The sequence below is a fragment of the Vibrio scophthalmi LMG 19158 genome (assembly GCF_000222585.1).
GTDB classification, from domain to species: Bacteria; Pseudomonadota; Gammaproteobacteria; order Enterobacterales; family Vibrionaceae; genus Vibrio; species Vibrio scophthalmi.
The window spans coordinates 50,557-73,485 of the sequence record NZ_AFWE01000112.1; the positions used below are offsets into that span (position 1 = coordinate 50,557).

The following is a 22,929-nucleotide window of genomic DNA, read 5'->3' on the forward strand; positions in this document are numbered from 1 at the left end:
GAATACGAGCTGTTACGTCAGGCGTATTGCTTAGTTCAATTTATGACCGCGCTATAGTAGCAAGGCTATCTTATTGAATCGATGATAAATTCTCAAAACAGCTGAAGAGTGATCGCACCTATCGATCTTTATCACAAATCCCGGTCATCACGATAAAAACATTTAATCGCGCAAACGTTTGCGCAACTCAATTATTGAGTTAGAATCAGCCGCACATCAAAAATGGTGATGCCGATAACACTCTTCTCTTCATTTGCATCCCATCGATTCAGTTTTTTGAAACGCTAAACTCAGAAATATAAAAACCAGAAATACGAACTCACGGTTTGCGTCGCTCATTAGCGTATGCAGGCTTTGTACAACCTAAATTTGCCGTTGATAACTTCGTTAATTGAAAAGTTGCCAATCGCTAAGTACTCAAGTTGCTATGAATACTCACCAAGCTAATCACTCAACCACTAACATTGATGAAAAAATCTCGATCCCACGTTCGCTTTCTTTAGGTGCCCAGCACGTATTGGCGATGGATTTGTATATTGTGCCGATTATTCTCGCGAGTTTGCTATCGTTAACCGTTGCAGATACGTCCTCTTTGATTCAGATGACGTTTGTCGTGGCAGGCCTTGCGACCATTATTCAATCACGCTGTTTATTGAAGTTACCAGTGATGCAAGGGCCGTCATATATTCCAATCGGAGCGGTTGCCGCAATTGGTAAAACGATGGGAATGGGTGCGGTGTATGGCGCATTGATTCCGGTGGCGATTTTCGTTGCTCTATTGGGTAAGCCACTGAATATATTTAGCAAACTTGTACGCAAGTTTGTCCCGCCGATTGTTGGCGGTACGGTGATTATCGTGGTGGGGATTTCACTTCTACCGGTTGCTTTTAATGGTATTTACACCGGTGAAACGGCCAGCCAAAACATCGTCATTGCTTTAGTCAGCATCGTTTCACTGTGCAGTTTTATTTTACTCGGTTGTATGCATAAGCGTTTGCATTGGCTGCGTTTAACATCGGTACTTGGCGCGATCATTTTGGGCACGATTGCCGCGACCTTCTATGGAATGAGTGATTTCTCATCAGTATCAACCGCCGCGTGGGTACAACTGCCAAGCCTGCTGCCATTTGGTGAATTGACCTTTGATCCTGTTGCGATCATGACCATGCTATTCATCTCAATGATTGTTCTGGTTGAGACAACCGGTACGTGGTGCGCGGTCAGTGCTGTAACCGGTGTCGAGCTTGAAGATGAGCGCCTTAACCGCGGTGCAACAGGCGAAGCTGCTGGTCATTTCCTTTGCTCGCTGCTTGGTGGCAGCCCAGTGACGGGGTACTCAACTAATGCGGGTATTATTGCCGTAACCGGCGTTGCTTCACGTCGCGCGATTATCGCCGGTGGTTTTATCCTGCTTCTACTTGGCTTAATGCCAAAACTAACCAGCTTAATCGCATCGATTCCTCATGCGGTTATCTCAGGCATTTTCTCTGTGATCTGTGTGGTGATTGCGATGAATGGCTTCCGTGTTATCCAACATATTCAATTATCTGAGCGTAATATGCTGGTGGTAGGCTTACCGATTATGCTGTCACTGGGGGCGGTTTTAATGCCACGTGAACTGGTTTATGCCTTGCCAGAGTTAGTGGGCTACCTCGTTAATTCTGGTATCGCAATTGGCGCCTTAGCGGCGGTTATTCTTAACTTTATTCTTCCTCAAGATCGCGTTTCAGATGAAACACCTGTTGAGAGTGAGGCATAACAATGACTAGCCCAATCTATAATACTCATCATGTCCAGTTTGCGATCGTCGGCGACACCTTTCATGCGCCGATTAAAGGTGAATTTGAATTCATCCGTGATTACTTAATTCTGGTTAACCTTGATGGTGATATTGATGCCACCTTTACTCCGGAGCATCCTTCGTATCAAGCATTGCTGACGGTATTAGCAGAGCAAGGAAAACTGCAAACCTTACGCCAAGGTCAGTACTTGATGCCGGGTTTGGTGGATTTGCATTGTCACGCCCCGCAATGGCCGCAAGCCGGTAAAGGTTTGGACTTGCCTCTCTATGACTGGCTGCAAAACTACACCTTCCCATTGGAAAATCGCTATCAAGATGTCGAGTTCGCGCAAGCGATCTATCAAGATGTGACGAAAACGCTGCTGGCAAACGGCACAACCAGTGCCGTTTATTTTGCGTCGATTCATCGCGAATCTACCGAGCTGTTGGCGAAAACCTGTTTAGATCTTGGTCAACGTGCTTATGTGGGTAAGATCAACATGGATAACGTTGAACAATGCCCAGATTTCTATCGAGAAAATGATATAGCTCAAGCGTTTGCCGAAACTGAAGCGTTCGTTAGCAATGTTTTTGCGTTACAAGGCAACGATAGTGGGTTGGTTAGCCCAGTGATCACGCCGCGTTTTGTGCCAAGCTGCACACCTGAAATGCTCAATAAGCTCGGCTCCTTAGTACAGAAATACGATCTGCACATGCAAACTCATTGCTCTGAAAGCGATTGGGCACGCGATTATGCTTTGCAGCATTATGGTAAGAGCGATGTGCAGATCTACGCGGATGCTGGCTTGTTAAATAACAAATCAGTGTTGGCACACTCTATCTTTTTAACTGAGCACGATGTTGAGCTGATTAAGCAGTTCAACGCGGGGATTGCCCACTGCCCACTCTCCAATATGTTCTTTGCTAATGCGGCAATGCAAACCCGAGAGCTGCTGGATAGCGGAGTTCAAATTGGTTTGGGTAGTGATATTGCAGGTGCGCCATCGCCTTCTATATTCCGCGCCGCTTTTGATGCGGTTGCTCACTCGCGAGTGCGTGAAGAAGGTGTGGACGTGACGGTGGCCTCTGGTGAGCGCGGTACGGCTAACGCCCGCATCAGCTTTGTTGAAGCGTTTTGGATGGCAACTGCAGGTGGTGCTCAAGTGCTCGATGCTAGAACGGGCGTGTTATGTGCCAAGCATCATTTTGATGCCCTTGTGCTTGAAGCAAGCCCTTTGATTGGCAACTTACGCATTTGGCCTGAGTTTGATACGCCACGGGACATCTTAGAAAAAATGGTCTGCTTAGCGCAAAAAGAAAATATCCAACAAGTTTGGGTACAAGGTAAGCAAGTCATTTAGCCACGAGTGCTAACGATTGAAAGCAAAAAAGAGACAAGCGATGGCTTGTCTCTTTTTTCGCTGAACGTACTTTGTGGCAGTAATTATTTGTTTAATACGTTTGTGAGTCACTCACGAGTGGTTGCTTACGACTCATGGATATCAAGATATTCCTGCACCATCAATGGATGTGCTAAAGCGCCGGTAATGAGGACAATATCGACGGAGGGAAGGGGCGGCATATTGTCGATAATTTGCAAATTATCGGTGACGCTTATTTTGCCCATTGCTCCGATGGCGATGCCGTCGTGAATGATGGCGCGTAAAGCTGAAGCGGTATTACAGCATGCGATCAATTGGTAAGAGAGGGCATTTTTACTTAAGCCATCTATCGCGGCGGAATGATATTTACAATCTGTTTGAAATAGCGCTAATGGAATAGTTTGGGACTTATCGAGCTCGAAATGATGATTGGCGACCCATACGCCTTGGTCATGAGCAAGCCAATAGCCTTCTTCGCTGTTGGCTGAACGCGTGACGATCGCCGCATCCAGTTTCCCTTCATCTAACCAAGTTCGAAGCGTAACGCTTGGCTGGCTAAATACATGGATAGAGCAAGTGGGTTCGGCCTTTTGCAGTGCTTTGATTACTTTGGGTAGGATCTTGTCATTATAATCTTCAGGGCAACCGAGCCTAAAAGGGCGCTTATCTTCATAGCGTTTTACTTGCTTTATCGCTTTATTGTGCAGTGTGACTAATTGTTCTGCATGAGTTCGTAAAGACAAACCTGCTTCACTCAATACAAGATTGCGGCCTTCTTTTTCAAATAAATCGACACTTAATTCCTCTTCGAGTTTTTTCATTTGAGCACTAAAAGCTGATTGGGTGCGATTGATTTGTTTGGCGGCGCGGGTAAAGCTGCCCGTTTCAACGAATGCGAGAAAGCTTTTCAGTGCATCAATATCCATATTGAGTATGTTATCCATCGTTTTTATTTATGTCTCCTATCAAAACTATCCGTTAGTGTGAAATAAGACAATCCCATAAGCTAAAAACTGCGGAGACAAATGCAGGAGGCATTGATGCAACTTTATATTGGAAACCAAAACTATTCGAGCTGGTCACTACGCGCTTGGTTGATTTTCGAGCAGCACAAACTGGCTGTCGATGTGATTAAACTAAAACTGTTTACAGCGGAGTTTTACACTACATTAGCGCGTGTTACACCGACAGCAAAAGTTCCATTACTGGTTGATGATGAGGTAACGGTTTGGGATTCACTGGCCATTCTTGAATACATTAATGAGCGTTATTTGGCTGGGAAAGCGTGGCCGGGAGCATTTGAACAGCGTGCAAAAGCAAGAGCGCTCTCTGCTGAAATGCATTCTGGTTTTTTTAGTCTGAGAAATGAGTTACCGATGAACTGTCGAGCACGGCGAACATTGCAGTTAACCGAAGGAGCGTTAAATGATCTTGCGCGAGTAGATGCTATTTGGTCGGAGCAAATGGCACTAAATCCAGATGGATGGTTATTCGGTGAGTGGTCCATCGCGGATGCGATGTATGCGCCACTAGCACTGCGTATCGAAACGTATGGTATTCAGTTATCAGAGCAGGCGATGAGGTATCAACAAAAGCAACTTAACAGCCAAGCGATGCAATCGTGGTTAGCGCAGGCGAGTTTAGAAAACGATATTGTTGAAGAAGATGAAGTAGGTGAGCCTGTTTAAATTTAGGCTGTCTTGCCGTGTGATGTTTTGAGTGGTCGTACTACCGTTGCGTTCGGAGTAAGGTCACTTTTCTTCAGATAATAATTCTTCAGACAACAAGTTCTGTTCATATATTTTAATAACGTCTAAGTTAAATTGGTTTGAATTCCCCTCTAAGTCATGCTGTTTCGTGCCTTCCATGCGCAAATTTTCAACGTTATCGAAATTAAAAAATTACACCGTAAATGAATGCTGGCGATAGCCTCACATCATTGATTGGCAACTAACAATCTGTTTTTTATGCGTAGCGAAATCTTGTGAATTGTTGGCTTATTCGGCTTTTAAAGTTAATCAGCTGGATAAAATCGATTGTTTTGCTGAATTTTTGTTGATGGATACCGTTCGGAAATCGACTAAAAACAGATTATTTTGCAATTAATGCATCGAGAATCCGGTTCTCTATTCGTTGTGAATATTAGTTTTATCTTATTTTAATTCAATAGCTTGCCTGCCTTTTTCTCCCTCGGTTTTAATTTCTCTCTATTGCCTGAAATTGCCATGTTTTTACATGTTGAAAGTTATTACATCAAATTGTGACATTTATCATATTTTGTCTTTTGTTGATCTGTATACTGCCGATTGTCGAACAATAGACAGTTAACTGTTAATCGCAAAACAGAGAATATAACTATGAAAGCAATAAAACTTTCTCCTACAGACAACGTAGCGACGCTACTGGGTGATGTGGAAAAAAACGAATTAGTAGAAATTATTTCCGCAGACAATGAAGTGATCGCAGAAGTGAATGCTCTGCAGAAAATTACCTTCGGCAATAAGATCGCGCTTTGCGACGTGGCGAACGGTGAACATATTTTAAAATGCGGTCACTCGATCGGTAAGTCGATTGTTGAAATTCCATTGGGTCAACTTGTCCATGTACAAAACGTTCGTAGCGAGCGTTTAGACATTCCTGAAGCGATCATCGAAGAAATCATCAAACAAATGGGGATTGAGCAATAATGACTACCACATTTAAAGGCTACCCACGTCCAAACGGTACATTTGGTATTCGTAACAGCGTCATGATTGTTGCGATTGATGAGTGTTGTGAAGGCATTGCGCGCAACATCAGTAAAGAAATTGATGATTCAGTGGTAGTGACTAACCACTACACCTGTATGTACGGTGGTAACGAAGAGATGATCGACACTATCATCCATACCGCGACTAACCCAAACATTGCGGGTGTGCTTGTTATCGCAATGGGTTGTGGTTCAATCGACCCTGAAATGGTTGCAGAGCCTGTACGTAAAGAAGGCCTTCCTGTTCATGCGCTTACCGTTATCAAGAACAAAGGTACGATTGAAACAATTAAAGATGGTGTTGAGCTAGCAAAAGAGCTAAAAGCATACGCAGACAGCGTAGAGCGCGTTGATGCTCCAATTTCAGCACTGCGTATCGGTATTAAGTGTGGCGGTTCAGATACGTCAAGTGGTTTGGCTTCTAACCCATCAGTGGGCGCGGCATCAGACAAACTGGTTGATATGGGCGCGATCACCATGGCTGGCGAACTGCTTGAGCTATTGGGTTGTGAAGATATTCTAAAAGAGCGCTCTGTTACTCCTGAAGTGGGTGAGAAAATTGAACGCTTGATCGCTGAAGATCTGAAGCGCTGGCATGTTATCGAAGGCACTGAAACCATGTCTATCGGCAACAGTGTTGGTGGCCTAACGACGATTGATGAAAAATCACAAGGTGCAATGCATAAAACAGGTACTCGTCCAATTCAAGACTGCCTGCGCATTAACCATATTCACCGTGAAAAACCAACGGTTCCTGGTTTCTACCTAACTGAAACAACCATGTTGTGTGGTGGTGCGGCAATGCACTTCGCATCACTTGGCTGTCAGTTGATCCTATGGACTGCGGGCGCTGCGGGTTTCAACAACTCAATTGTTCCTGTTATTCGCGTTTCTGGCAATACGTCTCTTATCACTGCTGATATGGACATTAATGCCTGCGGGATCATGGATGCGACAGACACTATCGACAATGTATCAAATCAGATCATTGATAAAGTGTTTGCGGTAGCAAGTGGCGCGCCGACCAACCTTGAAGGTGTTGGTTTTGCTTATGCGTCTCTATACCAAAAAGACCAGCGTTTAGAACATGTAATCGGTATTTGCCCTCAATAATCACTGTTGCCTTTAAAAGGGGCGTTTCGGCCCCTTCACTTGAGAATAAGAAAATGAGTAAACCTGCTCCAAATAAATCAGTTGGTCTAACTATCGCCCTTGTTTGTGCTGCTCTATGGGGCGCATCGTTCCCTCTCGGTGGTGTTCTCGCTGGTAAGCTAGATCCGGTTGTGCTAGCTATTGCCCGTTACGCGATCGCAACACTAGGTTTCGTTGTTCTATTTATGTTTTCTAAAAAACATACGCTAAAGAAAATTCAAAACAAAAAAGACGGTTTTCTGTTGGCTGCAGCAGGTGTGTCTGCTCAAGCGGTGTTCTTTTACTTTACTATCCTAGCGTACGAATACACTTCATCGGGTGAAATCGGTGTTATCAACGGTATGGCTCCGTTCCTAACCATGCTTGCGGTATTTGTGATTGATAAGATCAAACCATCTGCACCAAAAGTATTCGCTGTAGTGTTATCTCTAATTGGTGCGGGCGTTATCGCTTACGACCCATCAAATAAAATCCAAGGTCTAAACCTAGGTCACCTATTCGCACTATTCGGCGTGCTTGGCTTTGTGACTTACAACTACATCTTGGGTAAATTTGGTTCAGACCTAAACTCTCGTTACGACACTTTCTCAAGCTGTTTCTACCAATTCGGTGCAGCAACAGTCGCACTATTGTTTGTTGGTCTAGTGACTGGCGCAGATTTCGCTTCAGCCTCTGTACTGGTTGAGAACGGCAAACACATCGCGACGATCCTATCGCTAGGTTTACTGTGTTCTGGTATCGCTTATGCACTATGGGAAGTAGCAACACTGAAAACTCAAGATGCCGTTATCACCACGATGGCACTGAACGTTCTACCGCTATTTGCAATGATCGTCGCTTACTTCCTACTTGGTGAGTTGATGACTCTACAAAAATTGGCTGGTGTTGTAACCGTAGTTATCGCGCTATGTATCTACACAGTAGGTGATCGCTTCACTAAGAAAGCGGTTATTGAGCCTGTTGTTGATGAAAAAGCCGCTGCGTAATTAATTCCTGCGAATTGACTGTCAGTCTTGGCACTGACAGTCTCTTTCCTGCTCGCTAGATAGCTCCACGATTTACCCTGCAGGAAAGAGCCTTATTAATATCAGAGAAATAAAATGTTATTTAACGAATTGAAAATCACTGAAGTAGAAGTTATCCACCTGCGCGTTCCTGCTTTTGATGAAGCCTGTGAATGGGGTGAAGATGGCGTATTAATTCGCGTTCATACCAACGCAGGTATCACAGGCGTGGGCGAGTCTGACAGCTCACCGATGATGATCGAAGCGTGCATTAAAGCATCTCAAAGCCACGGTTCTTCACAAGGTCTAGAGCGTCTTCTTGTTGGTGAAAACCCACTAGAGATCGAGCGTCTTTACACAAAAATGTACAACGGCACTCACTATGCTGGCCGTCGTTCAACCATGATCCACGCAATCTCTGCGATCGATATGGCGTTGTGGGATATTGCTGGTCAGTTCTACAAAGTACCAGTATGGCAACTACTTGGTGGTAAGTTCCGCGAGAAGATCCGTGCTTACGGTACGTTTATCCCTTCTGCTATCAAAGAAGAAAACGTTGCTCGTACGACTGAACTACTTGCTCAAGGTTTTACTTCGCTAAAATTTGGTGGTGGTCCGCTAGGTAAAAATGCGGAAACTGACTACGAAATCATTAAAACCGTGTGTGAGACAGCACGTGGCATCAATAAAGACGTTGAAATCGCTATCGATCTAGCAAGCGCATGGCGCACTGCGGGTCACACGATCGAAATGGCGAAGAAGCTAGAAGAGTTCAATCTATTATGGATCGAAGAACCAATCACCGATGATGTGCTAGCGGGTTACCGTAAGGTTTCTCAATCGACTTCGCAAAAGCTGGCTGGTGGTGAAACACTAACGACTCGCTACGAGTTCGCGAACTTTATCGAAAAATCAGGCGCTGACTTTGTACAACCAGACGTAACACGTTGTGGTGGTATTACTGAGATGGTTAAGATCTACGATATGGCGCACATGGCTGGCATGAAGCTAGTACCACACGGCTTCTCAACCGGTATTCTGATTGCAGCAACGGTGCATTTCCTTGCGTCTCGTGAACACGGCGATCTGATTGAGTACTCTCAAAGCACCAGTCCACTGTTTACGTCACTAGTGAAAAACCAAATTGCATTTGAAGATGGTTACGTCGCTGTACCAAATACCCCTGGATTGGGTGTTGAGCTTGATGAAGAAATCATCGCAAAGTACCGCGTTAACTAATCAAGTCGTCCGTTTAAGTAGGGGGGCAATCTGCGCCTCTAATTAAAGTTCACTCGTACCAAGCGTTTGGGAGCAAGGTAAGTCGTTAAGTCATGGGTTAGGCTGACGACATAGAGTGGAACAGGCAAAGAGACAAACTTAGGTTTGTCTCTTTTTTTATTTGAAGCCAGGAAAAATGGAGTTTAACGCAAGGTTAAGCTGTCTCTGTGAATATGAATAAGCAAAATGCCGCAATGACCATCACGGATTGAGCTATATACGATTATTACAGTTGTGTAATAGTGATTCCCTTTCGCGATGGATTATCAACGTGAGTCAGTTGTTTGATAATGCTCTCCTAGTCATTCATTAAATTTGGAGATCATTATGGCTAATGGATTCACCAGAGATGGTGGCGTTCAAGATCAAATCGATGCGACGGTGAGCGATGCAATTAACCGTGCACGAGCAAATCTGCATAAAGAGTACAACGAGACCGACTATTGTTTGGAGTGTGGTGAGTTGATTCCGGCTGCTCGCCGCAAAATCATGCCGGGTGTTGAGTTGTGTGTTGAGTGTCAGCAAAAGCAAGATGCGCTATTCAAAGCAAGCAGCTTATTTAACCGCCGCGCGAGTAAAGATAGCCAGCTACGTTGATCAAAAGCAACGTGCTCGTTCATTGAGATGGCGAGATTAAAAATGCGGTCTCCACTCATTCTATATTGTAACAGGCGGTAACGCAGTAAATGGTGAGCGCTCGTCGGAGCGCTCAAGTTGCTCTTAGTGCGTTGTATTTCCTGAGTTGATGGTTTTTTCAGTGGTTCACTCTGTCGAATTTTGTTATCAGGGTATTATGTAACTATTAACTAGACGAATTAACGCCAGCGGGAATATACTGTGCTTCTTATTATTACTTAGGATTAATTTGTGGACCCCAACTCTAGTCGATTGTGTCACCCCTTACTGGTATTAACTATCAAGGGAGGACGCAGCAATGATTGAGCCCCTTCTTTCCCTTCTATTCGGTATTTTCTTCATCTTGGTCATTATTGCGCTAAACGGTTATTTTGTTGCGCAAGAATTCGCTTATATGGCGGTGGATAGAGCCAAACTTGCCACCTTAGCCGCTACCGGTGATGAAGCCGCAAAACGCGCTCTCGCGGTAACCAAACGAACCAGCTTTATGTTGTCTGGCGCGCAGCTTGGTATCACAGTCACAGGCCTAGTATTAGGTTTTGTTGCCGAGCCACTCGTCGGTCAATCGATGGGCATGTTATTGCAAGGTTTTGGATTATCTCTTGAGTCAGGGATTGCGATTGGTACTGTCGTTACCCTTGGTGTTGCGATGGTTGTGCAGATGATCATGGGTGAGCTTTACCCTAAGAATCTTGCGATTGCTAACGCAGAGCCAATGTCACGCATGATGTCTCGTTCGACTTTGATTTACATGTCTGCGTTTGGCTGGATCATTAGCTTCTTCGACAAATCGGCTAACTTACTGCTGCGAGCGGTTCGCATCGAACCTGTGCATGACCTTGATGTCAGTGCATCGGAAGAAGATTTACACCATATCATCGCCAACTCACGCGAAAGCGGAGATTTGCCAGTGGAATTGTCACTGATGATGGATCGTATCCTCGACTTTCCTGAGCGCGATGTGGAACATGCAATGGTGCCTCGTTCGCAAGTGGATTGGGTTGAACCTGAAACCACATTGACCGAACTGCTGTCACTAATGGCACAAGCACACACTCGTTACCCAGTGATCAATGACGATGATGCGCCGGTAGGTGTGGTTCATCTATCGGATGTACTGGCGAGAATCGACGCGGGTAATGCGGACGACACGGTTGCTGAGGTGATGCGACCTGCAACGGTACTCCCAACCTTGATGCGATTGCCTGATGCACTAGAGCATCTTGTGACTTCAACAAATCAGTTGGCGTGTGTCATCGATGAATACGGCGGCTTTGCAGGCGTGTTGACGATCGAAGATCTGGCGATGGAGATCGTGGGTGAAATCACCGATGAGCATGATGAAGATAATGGTGATGCAGTTGTGTCTGAAAGTGGCAACGTATGGTTGATGGAAGGCGATGTCCATATTGATGAAGTTGAACGTGCGATTGGTTATGACTTACCACGCGGCGATGTAGAGACTATTGCGGGTATGTTGATTGCGGCACGCGGTGCATTGCCTGCGGAAGGTGACACAGTCACTATTGAGCTGCCAATTGATCCTTCAGAGCTGGCTTCTGGTGAGCCAATTGCACGCCATCTAGAGGTGGATGTGCTACGTATTGAGCGACATGTACCTACTGAGGTTCGTGTAAAACTGGTAGAGCAACCAATCGTGGAGGATGAAGCATGACCGATCCTTTGATTGTCACTCTAGTGACGACCGCTCTGATTATATTGAGTGGCTTTTTCGTTATCATCGAATTTGCTTTGATGGGCGCTCGTCGTCACCGTTTAGAAGAAATCGCCGTTGAAAGCGCTTCAGCGCGTGCAGCATTACGCGGTATGAATGATCTAACGCTGATGTTGGCGGGTGCTCAATTGGGTATCACCTTCTGTACATTTGCATTGGGTGCAGTGACCAAACCCGCAGTCGATCAATGGGTTGGTCCGGTATTTCTAGCAATGGGTTTGCCATATTGGGCAGCAGATGCCGCCGCGTTTGGTTTCGCACTATTTGTGGTGACGTTCTTACACCTAGTTGTCGGTGAGATGGCGCCAAAATCATGGTCTATCGCACACCCAGAAAAGTCAGCATTAGCCATCGGTATTGTGGCAAGAGCCTACGTTTGGCCGCTACGTCCATTGTTAAATTGGATCAATAGCATTGCCAACCGTTTGGTGAAAGCGTCTGGTGTAGAGCCAGTAGAAAGTGCGGCAGTTGGTGGGCAAGATGTCGATACTATTCGCCAACTGGTAGAGCACTCAGGCAAAGTTGGTACGCTGAAACCAAACATTCAAAAGCAACTGTCTGGCTTGATTGATCTAAGCTCAATCCCTGTCGAAACCCTAGTAACAGAAGGGCAGGTGATGGCGCATGTTGATAAGAATGCAACGGTTGCTGAAGTGCGCGCGGCAGCGATGGCATCGGGTCACTTACGTATTCTTGTTTGTGGCAAGTCAGGTTTAAAACCGTTAGTGGTTCACGTGCGTGATACGCTTTTAGAGCCGGCGGAAAAGCCAGCACGAGAAGTGGCGCGTAATGCGTATGTGCTTGATTCAAAAACGCCAATTTATGAAGCTCTAGCGCGTATGCGTAAAGCGAGTGTGCAGTTAGCTGTCGTCAGTAAAGACGGAAAAATGGTTGGCGTAGTGACACTAGCTGACATTTTAAAACGTGTTCTACCAACGACCGCTGCTAACTAATGCATTGCTGACAAGCGTTAGTATCGGCGCTTAATATAAACACGTAACACATAACGATGCCATCAATCAGCATAATGCTATTTGGCTGGCACAAAAAAGGACCGAGCATGAAAATGTTCGGTCCTTTTTTATCTCTATTTATTATGGGTAGTTTGTCATCGAGTGTTGTTTACTTGTTTGGCATTGGCAGTATTTCGAACATGCCATCAAACTTATCTAAGGTGCCAGCAAGCTGTTCTAGTAGTGCTGTATCGCCTTTCACACCTGCTTGGCCTGATTTAAAGAGTGCTTCTAGTGTTGTTTCACCGAGTACGACTTTAGTGAAGTCGGCTTTGTTGATGATCAGTTCAAAGTCAACGTTTGGCAGCTTATCGACCTCAATATTTGCCATATTGGCATTAGACACTTCACCGTAGTAACGCTCATCAAGATCTGGGTGGTAAACACCAAAGTTGAAATTGAGATCCGCCGCTTCTGCTTTTGGTGCGTTCAGGCTAACGGCAATAAAGTCTAAGAACATTCCCGTTGGCGTGTTGGCAATGACATCTGGTGAGGCGATCTTGATAGACTCTTGGATTTCACCAGTACGCAATTCAACTGCACCTTGTAAGTAACTATTGCGCCATGCCATAGTTTCAGATTGATAACCTTGTTGTTCAAAACTGTCTGCGAGTGCAAAACGGTAATCGATGTTATTCGGCAGACATTGCACTAGGTCGTTAAACAACTGCGATGCTTGCTGATATTCCCCTGCATTGAAATGCGTCATACCGGCTTTGTACATTACGTCCGCGCCTGCCGCATTGACATAGACACATGACTGATCTTTGGTTTGCAACGGGTTTGTGTTTACCGGATTCATATCATGGTAACCGAGGTAGAGGTTTACGACCGCACGAGCGTTGTGGCTGTATGAGCCGTGATAACCATTCGTATGCCATGTGTCGATTTGAGATTGCGGAACGATCTCTTCGATTTGGCGGCCCACATCGTGGATGGTGACACCGTGATTTGCAAGGCGCATGGATTGGTTGTGAATAAAGCCATAGTTATCACGCTGTAGTGCCATGTACTCAGAAATTTCGTTGACGTCAGTATCAGCCTTATCCCATACCGGCGCTGAGTGCGCGGCGTGAATATTGTCGACTAAACCTGAATCGACAAAGCGCATTTTTAGCTCAGTGAGGTATTTTGTCCAAACCAGCGCATCACGAACTTTAGCACCACGGAAAGTATAGATATTGTGCATGCCGTCGTAAGTCAGTTCAGCGGTATTGAGTGAGCGGTATTGTGGTACGTAGAGTACGATTTCGGCAGGTGCTTCTGCTCCTGGCATGTTGATCGCGTGGAAATCGAGTCCATCAATGGTGATCACTTTTTCACGTTCTTGAATCTCTTTTGTTGGTGCCACTAGCGTTACTTCACCTCGCGATGTGCCAAGGCCAAGCGCGTTGTCCACTATGCCTTTCGTGTTGTTATCCAATGTTGTCCCGTACTGGTAGTTTGCACGGCGTCCCATTGCGGAGCCTGCAATCACATTTTCGTCTGCGAGCTCTTTAATAAAGTCTTTTGGCGCATAGATTTCTGCATCTTTTGCGAAATCACCAGATTCATATACGCCACGAGAGCCACCAAAATGGTCAGCATGCATGTGCGAGTAGATCATGCCAGTAATTTTATGCTCGCCATTGATTGCAGGTAGGTGCTGTTTAGCAAATTCCCAAGAGGCCGCCGCCGCTTCACGAGACAGCAGAGGATCGTGAATCACATAACCGTTATCGGTGCGGTAGATGGTCATGTTGGATAAGTCTGCCCCACGAATTTGATAGACGCCATCAGTCACTTGGTATAAGCCTCCAGCGGCGTAATTCAACATGCCTTGACGCCAAATTGATGGGTTAACGGTTGCTGGTAAATCGTTAACAGACATATCAGCCATGTATTCAAAACGGTTTTTTAGCTCGCCGGCTTCATGTGTACCAAATTCAGCAATCAGTCCACGGGTCGTGCGTTCAAACGCAGAGGTGTCATCCCAAGGAAGTATTTTCGCGGTGGCGGTATTGGCATTTTCCGTGAACTTAGAAGCGGGTTTTCCCTCGTAAGTATCAATAGAGGCATAGTCGTTAGCGGTTGCACCAAATGAGACAATGACTGCCAGAGAAAGAACGGATGGAGTAAAACGAGTTTTCATAGGGAACCTCTTTGGGATGCGTATCGGGTATGGATGTAATTTAGCGGATTGACACATCGCAATACATCCATGAAACTGTATTTAACACATCATGAAATGTTATGTTTGGAGGAAGGATGCTGACGAACATCGATCTAAATTTGCTCAAAGTCTTTGTGGTGGTCTATCGCCATCAATCGATTACCTTGGCGGCGGAAGAGATGGGATTAACTCAGCCGGGAGTGAGCGGTTTACTCAAACGTTTGCAGCAGCAGGTGGGCAGTCAGTTATTTGTTCGCTCCGGTAGAGGGATCGCACCGACACAGCATGCACAAGAGTTAATGCGCCATGTTGAGCCTGCATTGGTTCAAATTAGTAATGCGCTGGAAGGGTTAGAGGGCTTTTCAACCCAGAATCCACGTAAGTTTGTGCTTTATACATCGGAACCGGTGATGCTAATGCTGCTGCCTAAGCTAGAAGCTGATGACAGCTTAGGTAATGTCACCATTGAATTGCTGCCAACACATTCTAATGAAGAAGCGCTGATTCAGGCTCTTAATCAATATCAAGCTGACCTTGCGATTGAATTATCTAACTACTCGACAGGTTCTTTTTTTATTGAAGAGCTGTTTGAAGATCGAGTACTTGTTATTGCGAGAAAAGGGCACCCTAGAGTCGAAAGTGCAATAACTCGCGAACAGTTCTATGCTGAGAAGCACATCACGTTGAAATTACGCCGCGAAGATACTTATATGGCGGATTATTTCACTGAGGAGAGCTTAAGCGAGCGACAAGTCGCTGCGGAATGTACCTCTCTGGTGTCGCTGATGACGATGGTTTCGACGAGTGATTGCATTGCGATTGTGACGGAAAGTATCGCAACTGCATTTGCCGATAAGTTAGGCATCCAAGTGTTGGATTGCCCGTTTACTCTCAAGCCCGTCAAATACCGCTTATTAGCCCATAATCGCGAGAGAAGAAGCCCCGCCAACATGTGGTTGCGAGAAAAAATTAAGTCCTATTTTTAACCTTTACTAAGGACACTCGCGATAAAGTTGCCGGAGTAGGTACTTTTTATTAGGGACAGACATAACAGTCAGAATCAAAAATGCCTCAAAACGTTTCAGGTGTAGTGGGTTAGTGAATTTGGCTTGTCACTTTTAGAGGCTCACGCGATTTGGAATAGAACAGTTATCTGAATGAGAAGAGGCTCCATTTCGTCGTAACACGGAGTTGTTCAGATACGCGACGGCGATATCATCGCTAGCAGAGTCGCTAAGTTGATTGACGCCAGATAGCTTAGCCCAATAACCAAAAAGCGAACCATTCGGTTCGCTTTTGAATTATTAAGAATTAACCAACTTAATTGGTTATCCTCACACTCCTACTGATAATGATCCACACTTGGGCATGAGCAGATCAAATTACGATCGCCATAAACATTATCGACGCGGTTTACGGTCGGCCAGTATTTCGATTGCTTGGTGGCGTAAGATGGGAAACACGCAACCTCACGCGAGTAAGGATGAGCCCATTGGTCATCAGACAGATCCACTTGCGTATGTGGTGCATTCACCAGTGGGTTGTTGTCTAACGGCCATTCACCATTTTTCACTTTGTCCATCTCTAAACGAATCGCAACCATGGCTTCGCAGAAGCGGTCTAACTCTTCCAAGTCTTCCGATTCGGTTGGCTCAACCATCAACGTGCCCGCCACCGGGAACGACATCGTTGGCGCGTGGAAGCCGTAATCCATCAAGCGTTTGGCAATGTCTTCCTCGCTAATTCCTGTGGCCTCTTTGAGCGGACGGATATCGATAATGCATTCGTGCGCCACACGGCCATTGGTGCCTCGGTAAAGCACTGGGTAGTATGGGCGCAGCATTTCCATAACATAGTTGGCATTCAAAATTGCCACCTTGGTTGCTTCGGTTAAGCCTACTTCGCCCATCATGGCAATATAAGCCCATGAGATAGGTAGAATTGACGCACTGCCGAGATCTGCAGCGGATACGGCAAACGCTTCGCCTTCGACCCCATTTTCAATATGACCGGGTAGGAAAGGTGCAAGGTGCGATTTCACCCCAATAGGTCCCATGCCTGGGCCACCACCACCATGCGGAATACAGAAGGTTTTGTGTAGGTTAAGGTGCGAAACGTCTGAGCCAATAAAGCCTGGTGTGGTTAAGCCCACCTGCGCGTTCATATTGGCACCATCAAGGTACACTTGGCCGCCCGCTTGGTGCACCATCTCGCACACAAGCTTCACTTGTTCTTCATACACGCCGTGGGTTGAAGGGTAGGTGATCATGATGCTGGAAAGGTTATCGCGGTGTTTTTCGATTTTATCTGCCAGATCGCTAATATCGATGTTACCTTCTTGGTCGCATTTCACGACCACGACCTTCATTGACACCATAGAGGCTGTAGCAGGGTTAGTGCCATGCGCGGAGCTTGGGATCAAACAGACATTACGATGTGCGTCGCCACGGCTTTCATGGTAACGCTGAATGGCGATAAGCCCAGCGTATTCGCCTGACGCTCCAGAGTTTGGTTGTAGCGAGAAGTCGTCGTAACCGGTTATCTCACACAGTTTCTCTTTCAGATCTTTTGCCAGCGCAGTGTAACCAGCGGCTTGCTCAAGCGGAACAAATGGATGTAGTGCGCCAAATTCTGGCCAAGTGACAGGAATCATTTCGGCAGCGGCATTGAGTTTCATGGTACAACTGCCCAGCGGGATCATGCCATGAGTGAGCGAGAAGTCTTTATTTTCTAGCTGTTTAAGGTAACGCATCATCTGCGTTTCACTGTGATGAGTGTTAAACACTGGGTGCGTTAAATATGAGCTGGTGCGACGACAAGATTCAGGAATCGCAGCAAACTCATTTTTCTCTATATCCGAAGCGAGTGCAGACACATTTTCTTTGATATCAAAAATGTTAAAGAGTGCGTCGATATCCGCGACAGTGGTGGTTTCATCTAAGCTCACGCCGAGTTGGTGTGAAGATTTTAGTAAGCGAAGGTTGATGTCGTTTGACTGAGCTTTTTGATAGAGCGCTTCGGTTTGATCACCACTGTTGATGGTAATGGTGTCAAAGAAGCTATTATGTGCCAGTTCGTAACCTGACTTAGTTAGCCCAGCGGCAAGGATTGCCGTCATATGGTGTGTGCGACGAGCGATAGTACGCAAGCCTTCTGCACCATGATATACCGCGTAGAACGAGGCCATATTGGCCAGTAGTGCCTGCGCAGTACAGATGTTTGAGGTCGCTTTCTCGCGGCGGATATGTTGCTCACGAGTTTGCATTGCCATGCGCAGTGCTTGGTTACCTTTAGCATCAATGGAAACACCGATAACGCGACCAGGCATGGTACGTTTGTGTTTGTCTTTGGTCGCCATGAAGGCGGCGTGTGGGCCACCATAACCCATTGGCACACCAAAACGCTGAGCAGAGCCTATCACTACATCGGCGCCCATTTCACCCGCAGGTTTTAAAAGTGTGCTGGCAAGCAGATCGGTGGCGACGGTCACTAGAGTTTTGTTGGCTTGCGCGGCGCTAATGATATCAGTGATATCGCGTACTTCACCCGTGGTCGATGGGTATTGAACTAAAGCTCCGAACACATCGTGGTTCGGCAGTGAGTCAACGTCGTCAACGATTACGTCAAAACCGATGTATTTTGCACGGGTTTTAACCACTTCAATAGTTTGTGGGTGCACATCCGTAGCGACGAAGAACTGGTTACTTTTGCTCTTGCCTGCTCGTTTGCATAGGGTCATCGCTTCCGCAGCCGCAGTGGCTTCATCCAACAAGGATGCATTGGCGATTTCCATGCCAGTTAAGTCCATCACCATTTGTTGGAAGTTGAGTAGTGCTTCAAGGCGGCCTTGTGAGATTTCCGGTTGGTAAGGCGTATAAGCGGTATACCAACCTGGATTTTCGAATACATTACGCAAAATAACATTTGGCGTGAAGGTGTTGTAGTACCCTTGGCCAATGTAAGTGCGCTTAATTTGATTAAGCTTGGCAAACTGTTTCATGGCGGCAAGCATATCGGCTTCACTCTTGGCTTCGGTGAGCATGAGTGGTTTTTCCAAGCGGATTTGTGCTGGCACGGTTTGAATGATCAACTCATCCAAGCTTTTTGCATCGATAGCATCGAGCATTGCTTGTTGGTCGGCTTTGTTTGGTCCGTTGTGGCGAGCAACGAACTCATGTCGAGTGCTGAGGCTTTGAAGTAGTGTTGTCATTATCCTTTACCTTCTGGCTCGGATGTCGGGGCTTTTGACTCTGTTGAGAAAAAGATACCGATATCCATTAATACGAGCCTTTAAAAAAAGCCGCCCACTTTCATGGGCAGCTTTTGCTGATTTATTATTCTTCTTCGATAGAGCTTAAATATTCGTCTGCGTCTTTGAGATCGTTTAACTCTTCCGGATCAGACAATTTCACTTTGACGATCCAACCGCCTTCGTATGGTTCTTCGTTGATAAGCTCAGGACTGTCCTCAAGCTCCTCGTTCACTTCGATGATTTCACCGGTGACAGGCGCGTAGATGTCTGATGCGGCTTTCACTGATTCAACTAATGAGAAGTTTTCACCTGCATCGATTTCTGCTTCGACTTCAGGTAAGTCTACGAAAACAACATCACCAAGCATTTCTTGTGCATGCTCAGAGATGCCGATGGTTACAGTACCATCACCGTTATCACGCACCCATTCGTGGCTGTCTGTAAACTTGAGGGTTTTGTCCATTGCTTGATCTCCACATTTCATTTTTAGGTAAAAAGAGAGTGCTGGCAGATGTTATCTCATCTTTCTTCTTTACGTGTTAGGAAGGCCCTAAACACTCTGCACTTGCTTGCTACCATTGCGTCTAAATTATTACGTCTAAATTACTGAGTCTAAATTGTGCTACGCCAAAGCCGCGGCTTGTCTGTTTTGCTGAGCAAGTCTCTTTCAAGACGCTAATCAGCAAAACATCGCCTGACCTCATTATCGATCACAAGTCCGCATTGATCAGTTTGCATTACTTTAATGCGGATTTTTGAGTGACCGGTCACTGAATTACGCTCTGTTTAGTCATGGCTTCTACGCTATGTTTATTTCGAATAAGGTGAGTGACCTCTTGGTGAGCATCGAGCCTCTGATTCTGCCTTATTGAACGGTTACAAGCGCCTTGATTAAACGATTTTCAGCTAACATCTCGGTAACATAGCGGTTGATGTAAAAACAATCAACCCCAAAATTTCCTATAGGAAACATAGTTTCAGAATTTGTTAGCGACCCCACGATTGGTGAACTTTTATCCTTTTTTATTCTGAGGGCTTATTGCACAATGCAACGTCATACAGGATGTTTAATTCGCTGGGGGATGCATGGCGGAAGAGATTTATGATGAGTATCCATCATTAACACTAGCTAAAGAGAGCGAAGAGCAGACTATTGCGCCATTGAAGCTGGGAGTACGCATCAAAGAGATCCGCGCCCGCTTAGGTATTACCTTGGAAGAGGCTAGTCAGCGCACCGGGTTGGCACGTTCAACGTTAAGCAAAATTGAAAACGAGCAAATATCGCCAACCTTCCAGGCGATGCAAAAGTTGGCCAACGGCTTGCAAATAGATATGCCTCAACTATTTGAAAAACCGGAGAAAAATGTGGCAACTGGTCGTAGGGATATTACATTGCAAGGGCAAGGAAAACCGCACCCGACACAAACTTACGAGCATGAATTACTGGCCACGCAATTGCTCAATAAGAAGATGATGCCATTTAAAAGTCGTGTTCGTGCCCGTTCCTTTGATGAATATAGCGATTGGGTTAGGCATGAAGGTGAAGAGTTTTTATTGATTCTTACAGGCTCTGTTACCTTCTATTCCGAATTCTATGAACCGGTTGTTTTGGGTGAGGGTGACAGTGTTTATTATGATGCCAATATGGGGCATATGCTGGTTTCAATCAGTGATGAAGATGCTCATATTCTTTGGGTAACCGCAAAATAAGCAGGTTGTTTCCAATTGGAAATACACATTGTAATCATGGATATCTTGAGCTGGCCTAAGCCAGCTCTTATTATTTTATGCCTCTTTGCATGGCAATGAACATGGCAACGAATGTTCGTAAAATGTTAAATGTCACACTTTACATCTATGGGTAAATTTTAACCGTGCAAACTCACCACTATCATGTTTATTATCGGAAACAAGATTTCTTATAGGTTCCTGCTTAACTCGATCGCAGGAATCAGAAGTAGAACCAAACGGACATTTGGAGATCCCCATGACTGAAGTGCTACTGACCACACCATTGCATGATTTGCATCTTGAAGCGGGGGCGAAAATGGTCCCTTTCGCCGGTTACGATATGCCAGTTCAATACAAGTTAGGCGTAAAAAAAGAACATTTACACACTCGTGAACAGGCAGGTTTATTTGATGTGTCACACATGGGGCAATTGCGTTTAAAAGGCGTGGATGCGGCAGCATTTCTTGAAACTTTAGTGCCAGTCGACATTATCGATTTACCGGTAGGCAATCAGCGTTATGCGTTTTTTACCAACGCTCAAGGTGGCATTATGGATGACTTGATGGTGGCCAACTTAGGTGACCATTTGTTTGTTGTCGTTAATGCGGCATGTAAAACGCAAGATATTGCTCATCTACAACATCATCTTCCGCAAGGGGTTGAGCTTGAGGTGATTGAAGATCGTGCCCTACTTGCATTGCAAGGGCCTAAAGCGGTGAATGTTTTACAGCGTTTACAACCTGCGGTGGCAGAGATGATCTTTATGGATGTCGGTCAGTATTCTTTGCTCGGTGTGGATTGCCTCATTTCTCGCAGTGGTTACACCGGTGAAGATGGCTATGAAATATCAGTGCCAGCTGAACATGCGAAAGCATTAGCACAAGCATTGCTTGCCGAAGAGGAAGTGGAGTGGATTGGGCTTGGTGCTCGTGACTCTTTACGTCTTGAGTGCGGTTTGTGTCTGTATGGCCATGATTTGGATGAAACCACTACCCCTGTCGAAGCGAGTTTATTATGGGGCATTCAAAAGGTACGCCGCTCTGGTGAAGCGCGTGCTGGTGGTTTTCCGGGGGCAGACATTATTCTTACTCAGATTGAAACAAAGCAAGTTGCGCGCAAACGCGTGGGGTTAGTTGGAGAAACCAAAGCGCCAGTGCGCGAAGGTTGTCAGTTGTTTGATGCTGATGGTCAGCGAATTGGCAATGTAACCAGCGGAACGGCAGGACCTTCAGCAGGTAAGCCAGTTTCGATGGGGTATGTGAGCGCCGATCTTGCCACCGTCGGCACACAAGTTTTCGCTGAAGTTCGCGGAAAGATGCTACCGATGACGATCGAAAAGATGCCATTTGTTCCACAAAGGTATTTCCGAGGCTAATTGATTTTATTCACTTAGTGCTTGTTGGACGGATAAATTTAGGATAAAAGATCACTTTAAAATCGGCTGAGCGATAGTGTTGAGTCGATGACTATTATTCAGCAAGCTCAAGGAAGAAAAATGAAACACAATGTTTATTTTGAAGGTAATGTACAGTCACTAGCGTTTACTCAACTAAGCGATGAGTCAAGTGTGGGCGTTATGGCTCCTGGTGAATATACCTTTGGTACTGCATCTCCAGAGAAAATGACTGTGATTAAAGGTGCACTAACGATCAAACGTGAAGGTGAGCTTGATTGGACTACGTTCAAAGACGGTGAGTCATTTAACGTTTCAGGTGATTCTTCATTTGAACTTCGTGTTGAAATGGCGACCGCATATTTCTGCGAATATCTATAAAAAAGTGCCGCGCTTAGGCGCGGCATTAACCAAACTGCTTCAAATTGCAGACGACAGTGGATGATGTCTTCGTCGGTTATAATTCTTTCCCCAATCCCCACTTATATTGCAGCTATTGAGTATAAGTAAAAATCTTAGCGTTATTCTGCGTTACTTTTTCTATCAACTCCCCTTGGTAAAACTGACCATTATGTTCGATAAATTCGATGGGTGAGTTCGTAATATCCGTGTCTACAATTCAATCAGTTGACTATACTTATACTATCCATAATCGTTTATGAGGAGGTAAGT

At 45.5% G+C, this 22,929-nt stretch carries 18 protein-coding genes; 14 read left to right on the forward strand and 4 right to left on the reverse strand.

Translation table 11 applies throughout. The annotated features are described in order from the left end of the window. The first annotated feature begins 427 nt into the window (after nucleotides 1-427). Together RH88_RS09345 and guaD are read left to right on the forward strand one after the other, a co-directional pair. Entirely contained in the window at nucleotides 428-1,759 is a 1,332-nt protein-coding gene (locus tag RH88_RS09345; protein ID WP_005595288.1) for a solute carrier family 23 protein, read from the forward strand. 2 nt (nucleotides 1,760-1,761) lie between these two features. Then, a complete protein-coding gene (gene guaD / locus RH88_RS09350; protein WP_005595289.1) occupies nucleotides 1,762-3,141 on the forward strand; it encodes a guanine deaminase in 1,380 nt (459 codons plus the stop codon). Between the two features lie 125 nt (nucleotides 3,142-3,266). On the opposite strand, the gene RH88_RS09355 is transcribed toward guaD, so the two are convergent. Then, on the reverse strand, nucleotides 3,267-4,088 hold the full coding sequence (locus RH88_RS09355) for a LysR family transcriptional regulator (protein WP_040757912.1): 822 nt from the start codon (nucleotides 4,086-4,088) through the stop codon (nucleotides 3,267-3,269). A gap of 114 nt (nucleotides 4,089-4,202) precedes the next feature. Between RH88_RS09355 and RH88_RS09360 the strand changes: the two genes are divergently transcribed. The 8 genes from RH88_RS09360 (at nucleotide 4,203) to RH88_RS09395 (ending at nucleotide 12,669) form a co-directional block, all read left to right on the forward strand. Then, on the forward strand, nucleotides 4,203-4,850 hold the full coding sequence (locus tag RH88_RS09360) for a glutathione S-transferase family protein (RefSeq protein WP_005595293.1): 648 nt from the start codon (nucleotides 4,203-4,205) through the stop codon (nucleotides 4,848-4,850). Nucleotides 4,851-5,519: 669 nt separating this feature from the next. Then, nucleotides 5,520-5,849 (forward strand): UxaA family hydrolase, encoded by a 330-nt coding sequence (locus RH88_RS09365; protein ID WP_005595295.1) that lies wholly within the window; start codon nucleotides 5,520-5,522, stop codon nucleotides 5,847-5,849. Next, nucleotides 5,849-7,024 (forward strand): UxaA family hydrolase, encoded by a 1,176-nt coding sequence (locus RH88_RS09370; protein WP_005595297.1) that lies wholly within the window; start codon nucleotides 5,849-5,851, stop codon nucleotides 7,022-7,024. The genes RH88_RS09365 and RH88_RS09370 overlap by 1 nt, the downstream gene beginning before the upstream one ends. A 53-nt stretch (nucleotides 7,025-7,077) precedes the next feature. Then, nucleotides 7,078-8,049, forward strand: coding sequence for a DMT family transporter (locus RH88_RS09375; protein WP_005595299.1), 972 nt, complete (start codon nucleotides 7,078-7,080; stop codon nucleotides 8,047-8,049). Nucleotides 8,050-8,163: 114 nt separating this feature from the next. Then, a complete protein-coding gene (locus tag RH88_RS09380) occupies nucleotides 8,164-9,306 on the forward strand; it encodes a mandelate racemase/muconate lactonizing enzyme family protein (RefSeq protein WP_005595300.1) in 1,143 nt (380 codons plus the stop codon). A gap of 366 nt (nucleotides 9,307-9,672) precedes the next feature. Further along, nucleotides 9,673-9,942, forward strand: a complete 270-nt coding sequence (locus RH88_RS09385; RefSeq protein ID WP_005595302.1) for a DksA/TraR family C4-type zinc finger protein — start codon at nucleotides 9,673-9,675, stop codon at nucleotides 9,940-9,942. A gap of 337 nt (nucleotides 9,943-10,279) precedes the next feature. Continuing rightward, a complete protein-coding gene (locus RH88_RS09390; protein WP_005595304.1) occupies nucleotides 10,280-11,656 on the forward strand; it encodes a hemolysin family protein in 1,377 nt (458 codons plus the stop codon). Continuing rightward, nucleotides 11,653-12,669: a CNNM domain-containing protein gene (locus RH88_RS09395; RefSeq protein WP_005595306.1), complete on the forward strand. Its 1,017-nt coding sequence runs from the start codon at nucleotides 11,653-11,655 to the stop codon at nucleotides 12,667-12,669. The genes RH88_RS09390 and RH88_RS09395 overlap by 4 nt, the downstream gene beginning before the upstream one ends. A gap of 169 nt (nucleotides 12,670-12,838) precedes the next feature. Here the strand turns inward: RH88_RS09395 and RH88_RS09400 are convergent, their stop codons facing one another. Then, complete coding sequence (locus RH88_RS09400; RefSeq protein WP_005595308.1) at nucleotides 12,839-14,860, reverse strand: alkyl/aryl-sulfatase; 2,022 nt, start codon at nucleotides 14,858-14,860, stop codon at nucleotides 12,839-12,841. Nucleotides 14,861-14,976: 116 nt separating this feature from the next. On the opposite strand from RH88_RS09400, the gene RH88_RS09405 reads away from it, so the two are divergent. Then, a complete protein-coding gene (locus tag RH88_RS09405) occupies nucleotides 14,977-15,867 on the forward strand; it encodes a LysR family transcriptional regulator (RefSeq protein ID WP_005595309.1) in 891 nt (296 codons plus the stop codon). A 356-nt stretch (nucleotides 15,868-16,223) separates the two neighbouring features. Here the strand turns inward: RH88_RS09405 and gcvP are convergent, their stop codons facing one another. Beyond that, nucleotides 16,224-19,091, reverse strand: a complete 2,868-nt coding sequence (gcvP, locus tag RH88_RS09410) for an aminomethyl-transferring glycine dehydrogenase (RefSeq protein ID WP_005595310.1) — start codon at nucleotides 19,089-19,091, stop codon at nucleotides 16,224-16,226. Nucleotides 19,092-19,215: 124 nt separating this feature from the next. Then, nucleotides 19,216-19,596, reverse strand: coding sequence for a glycine cleavage system protein GcvH (gcvH, locus tag RH88_RS09415; RefSeq protein ID WP_005595311.1), 381 nt, complete (start codon nucleotides 19,594-19,596; stop codon nucleotides 19,216-19,218). A gap of 623 nt (nucleotides 19,597-20,219) precedes the next feature. Here gcvH and RH88_RS09420 point away from each other — a divergent pair. From RH88_RS09420 to ppnP, 3 genes are all read left to right on the forward strand, one after another. Then, the gene (locus RH88_RS09420) at nucleotides 20,220-20,843 is read left to right on the forward strand and encodes a helix-turn-helix domain-containing protein (RefSeq protein ID WP_005595312.1); all 624 of its coding nucleotides are present in this window, start codon (nucleotides 20,220-20,222) and stop codon (nucleotides 20,841-20,843) included. A gap of 277 nt (nucleotides 20,844-21,120) precedes the next feature. Beyond that, nucleotides 21,121-22,239, forward strand: coding sequence for a glycine cleavage system aminomethyltransferase GcvT (gene gcvT / locus RH88_RS09425; RefSeq protein ID WP_005595313.1), 1,119 nt, complete (start codon nucleotides 21,121-21,123; stop codon nucleotides 22,237-22,239). Between the two features lie 120 nt (nucleotides 22,240-22,359). Continuing rightward, nucleotides 22,360-22,638: a pyrimidine/purine nucleoside phosphorylase gene (gene ppnP / locus RH88_RS09430; protein ID WP_005595314.1), complete on the forward strand. Its 279-nt coding sequence runs from the start codon at nucleotides 22,360-22,362 to the stop codon at nucleotides 22,636-22,638. Nucleotides 22,639-22,929: the final 291 nt, after the last annotated feature.

What these genes read in the sequence shown, in the direction of transcription:
- RH88_RS09420 (WP_005595312.1), top strand. Translation starts at nt 20,220, where the DNA reads ATGGCGGAAGAGATTTATGATGAGTATCCATCATTAACACTAGCTAAA.
- RH88_RS09395 (WP_005595306.1), top strand. Translation starts at nt 11,653, where the DNA reads ATGACCGATCCTTTGATTGTCACTCTAGTGACGACCGCTCTGATTATA.
- RH88_RS09405 (WP_005595309.1), top strand. Translation starts at nt 14,977, where the DNA reads ATGCTGACGAACATCGATCTAAATTTGCTCAAAGTCTTTGTGGTGGTC.
- RH88_RS09370 (WP_005595297.1), top strand. Translation starts at nt 5,849, where the DNA reads ATGACTACCACATTTAAAGGCTACCCACGTCCAAACGGTACATTTGGT.
- gcvT (WP_005595313.1), top strand. Translation starts at nt 21,121, where the DNA reads ATGACTGAAGTGCTACTGACCACACCATTGCATGATTTGCATCTTGAA.
- RH88_RS09375 (WP_005595299.1), top strand. Translation starts at nt 7,078, where the DNA reads ATGAGTAAACCTGCTCCAAATAAATCAGTTGGTCTAACTATCGCCCTT.
- RH88_RS09360 (WP_005595293.1), top strand. Translation starts at nt 4,203, where the DNA reads ATGCAACTTTATATTGGAAACCAAAACTATTCGAGCTGGTCACTACGC.
- RH88_RS09355 (WP_040757912.1), bottom strand. Translation starts at nt 4,088, where the DNA reads ATGGATATTGATGCACTGAAAAGCTTTCTCGCATTCGTTGAAACGGGC.
- guaD (WP_005595289.1), top strand. Translation starts at nt 1,762, where the DNA reads ATGACTAGCCCAATCTATAATACTCATCATGTCCAGTTTGCGATCGTC.
- RH88_RS09400 (WP_005595308.1), bottom strand. Translation starts at nt 14,860, where the DNA reads ATGAAAACTCGTTTTACTCCATCCGTTCTTTCTCTGGCAGTCATTGTC.
- RH88_RS09390 (WP_005595304.1), top strand. Translation starts at nt 10,280, where the DNA reads ATGATTGAGCCCCTTCTTTCCCTTCTATTCGGTATTTTCTTCATCTTG.
- RH88_RS09385 (WP_005595302.1), top strand. Translation starts at nt 9,673, where the DNA reads ATGGCTAATGGATTCACCAGAGATGGTGGCGTTCAAGATCAAATCGAT.
- RH88_RS09380 (WP_005595300.1), top strand. Translation starts at nt 8,164, where the DNA reads ATGTTATTTAACGAATTGAAAATCACTGAAGTAGAAGTTATCCACCTG.
- RH88_RS09345 (WP_005595288.1), top strand. Translation starts at nt 428, where the DNA reads ATGAATACTCACCAAGCTAATCACTCAACCACTAACATTGATGAAAAA.
- gcvP (WP_005595310.1), bottom strand. Translation starts at nt 19,091, where the DNA reads ATGACAACACTACTTCAAAGCCTCAGCACTCGACATGAGTTCGTTGCT.
- gcvH (WP_005595311.1), bottom strand. Translation starts at nt 19,596, where the DNA reads ATGGACAAAACCCTCAAGTTTACAGACAGCCACGAATGGGTGCGTGAT.
- RH88_RS09365 (WP_005595295.1), top strand. Translation starts at nt 5,520, where the DNA reads ATGAAAGCAATAAAACTTTCTCCTACAGACAACGTAGCGACGCTACTG.
- ppnP (WP_005595314.1), top strand. Translation starts at nt 22,360, where the DNA reads ATGAAACACAATGTTTATTTTGAAGGTAATGTACAGTCACTAGCGTTT.